The organism is Methanophagales archaeon (genome assembly GCA_021159465.1).
Lineage (GTDB): Archaea > Halobacteriota > Syntropharchaeia > Alkanophagales > Methanospirareceae > G60ANME1.
Genome location: JAGGRR010000260.1, coordinates 1 through 1,349, shown reverse-complemented (window position 1 = coordinate 1,349; position 1,349 = coordinate 1). Strand labels below are relative to the sequence as shown.

The 1,349-nt window shown below is 47.7% G+C and carries 3 protein-coding genes; all 3 read right to left on the bottom strand.

Going from position 1 to position 1,349, the window contains the following annotated elements:
• Positions 1-331 (bottom strand): hypothetical protein (locus tag J7J01_10545; GenBank protein ID MCD6211297.1); only part of this gene is annotated, 331 nt, incomplete at its 3' end.
• A 1-nt stretch (position 332) separates the two neighbouring features.
• The gene (locus J7J01_10540; protein MCD6211296.1) at positions 333-1,118 is read right to left on the bottom strand and encodes a metallophosphoesterase; all 786 of its coding nucleotides are present in this window, start codon (positions 1,116-1,118) and stop codon (positions 333-335) included.
• On the bottom strand, positions 1,093-1,349 hold a 257-nt coding region (locus J7J01_10535; GenBank protein ID MCD6211295.1), incomplete at its 5' end, for a hypothetical protein. The genes J7J01_10540 and J7J01_10535, both read right to left, overlap by 26 nt.

Here is a 1,349-nt window from a genome sequence, read left to right as displayed (position 1 = left end):
TGCCAATAGCCGCGGCAATGGCTAACGCGCCAGCGCCAACCACGAACGTGCTCACTACAATGGGAAAAATGCCGAACTGCCCATGTCCTGGATGCCATGTCATCCCAAATAAGAAATCCCTGCCCAGCGCTAATGCCGGGATGCTCTCTTTCAGTGTGAATGCGAGTATAAACAAAACGATAAGGATGGAGGCGAGTGCGGAGGCGAATAACAACTTCTCTATTATCTTCTCCTTCCTTCTCCTTAGTTCCTGTACCTGTACTTGTATTCTCCCCTCAGATTTTAATTTACGTTTAAATATGTGACCTGCAATATACTCCAGGGCACTCATTTCATTTCTTTACTCTTCTTTTCTCTAACACCAGTTCCTCTCCTCCTCTTGAATATATCCGGTATATCCTGATTGTTCCGTTTTCCTTTTCCGGTTCGTCTATTTCGATCAAGTTGAACGATTGTGGGATATTCCATTTCGTGCGGTTCGTGCATGCCGTACCCGCATTTACTATTATCATTCCATTCAAGTTCCATATCCACGGCACGTGTTTATGACCGCAGAGCACGAGGTCTGTCCCGCATCGGATAAGCAATTCGAGAACATCGCCGGCATCCATCGGTATGTTTCTTTCTCGTCCTGTTTTAGGAACGGGAATTAAATGGTGATGGAGAGCCACCACCTTAAAATCGCTGGTTTTCAGGCACTTCTCTATCCATTCATATTTCTCCCTGCCCACGTGTCCATCATCAAGGTCTGGCTGTGTGGAATCAACACCAACAACCGTTATCCCTCCATATCGCTCTACTTTTGACCTGGGACCGAAAATCTCTTCGAAAGCGAGGTAGCCAACGTTCCTCGCATCATGGTTGCCCGGTATCACCACCTTCACCCTGCATTCTATCCGCTCGATATAGCCTTTAGCGCGCTCAAACTCGAAAGGATAGCCATTCTCTGTTAAATCACCGGTAACGACCACGATTTCCGGCTCTATCTCATTTATCTTTTCTATCACTTTCTCAGCCAGATCGGGCAGGAAGTGCGGTTCCACCACATGGATGTCCGAGATGTGTACTATTTTCATGTCTTTCGTCTCCTCTTCACCTCCTCCTGCTGTGCACCGCATAAGATACCGCTAACAGACCCACGACTGCAGATATCATCACGAATCCAGGTGTTGCAGCGGTAGGCGTTGGCGTTGCAGTGGACATTTGCGTTGCTTCCGGTGTCGGTGCATGTGCTATTTCACCCGTTTCGCCCGTCAATTTTATGTAACCCATATCCTCAACCACCTTCTGCCCTTCTTCGCTCAACACGAAGTCTATGAATGCTTTCTCGAGTTCATCTGGCTCTCCTT